This window comes from Gilliamella sp. Fer4-1 (assembly GCF_001690515.1).
Classification (GTDB): Bacteria; Pseudomonadota; Gammaproteobacteria; order Enterobacterales; family Orbaceae; genus Gilliamella; species Gilliamella apicola_C.
This window is the reverse complement of the sequence record NZ_LZGZ01000213.1, coordinates 1-1,258: the sequence shown is the minus strand read 5'-3', so window position 1 is coordinate 1,258 and position 1,258 is coordinate 1. Positions and strand designations below refer to the sequence as shown.

The 1,258-nt window shown below is 34.0% G+C and carries 2 protein-coding genes; one reads left to right on the top strand and one right to left on the bottom strand.

Features of this window, described 5'->3' with window-relative positions:
- Positions 1-85: 85 nt before the first annotated feature.
- Complete coding sequence (rnhB, locus tag A9G30_RS07735; RefSeq protein WP_065581519.1) at positions 86-676, top strand: ribonuclease HII; 591 nt, start codon at positions 86-88, stop codon at positions 674-676.
- A gap of 1 nt (position 677) precedes the next feature.
- On the opposite strand, the gene A9G30_RS07730 is transcribed toward rnhB, so the two are convergent.
- A partial coding sequence (locus A9G30_RS07730; protein ID WP_218057772.1) for a YiiX family permuted papain-like enzyme occupies positions 678-1,258 on the bottom strand: 581 nt, incomplete at its 5' end.

Below are 1,258 nucleotides of genomic sequence, written 5' to 3'. Positions count from 1 at the left end.
TTTATCTTTACATAATCAAATTCGTTGTAATGCCGATGAACAAGCAGCACAAGCGGTAATTGATGTAATTAGAGGATCCACATAGTTGTTAGATTTTACTTATCCAAATGCAACACTGATTGCTGGTGTTGATGAAGTCGGACGCGGTCCACTTTGTGGCGATGTTGTTACTGCTGCTGTTATTTTAGATCCAAACAAGCCAATTAAAGGCTTAACAGACTCTAAAAAATTGACTGAAAAAAAGCGCGAACAACTGTTTGACATAATCAAACAAGATGCTTTAGCGTGGAATATTGCCCGCGCTTCAGTGGATGAAATCGATAAATTAAATATATTACATGCCACTATGCTAGCAATGCAACGTGCTGTATCTGGGTTACCTATTAAACCCAATTTTGTATTAGTTGATGGTAATCGTTGTCCTGATTTTGGTATTCAAAGCCAAGCGGTTATTAAGGGCGATTTATTGGTAGCAGAGATTAGTGCTGCTTCAATTTTGGCTAAAGTTACTCGTGATCGTGAAATGGTTGAGCTTGATAAGTTGTATCCACAATATGGTCTTGCTAAGCATAAAGGTTATCCAACTAAAGCGCATTTAGCGGCAATAAAAGAACATGGTATTAATCATTTATATCGTAAAAGTTTTGCACCAGTTAAGCATTTAGTCTTATTTTAATTTACCATTGTTTGTCAACTGTTGTCAGTAAGGGGGAATTAAAAATAGAAACTGGTGAAATAACAGTTTCTTGATAAGGAATTTTGTTTCCATAACGCTCTTTTAATTTTTTCTTCACGACAGGTGATGAAAGATTAAAATCTTTGATAGTTTGTAATTGACCAATTTTCAATTTCAAAGCCTTATCATAAATTTTCCAGATTAACTCAGAACAATAGATATAATTATTGTCCCAACCAAACCCGATATCATAAGGTTTGCCTTCAAAACTACTTGCGACTTGCTTTAATTTAGTAATTTCGCTATGGGATAGATTGTGATTTTTTAAACGTTTTATGATGTAGTTTTTATTTTTACCACGTGCAATCCAACTATTTAGTGGTGTATAAACGACTTTATTAGCAGCTTCAAAAACATATGGCTTACCATTATTTTTAATAAAAATAATTCCCATATGACTGTATGGAGAGTTTGTAGCTTGTTCAACTGCCAGGCTTTGTCTTGATTGTGAGGATTGAAAAATAATATCCCCATCTTGAGGTTTATAACTAGCAATACTAATAAAGCTAGCTAAAGACAGCA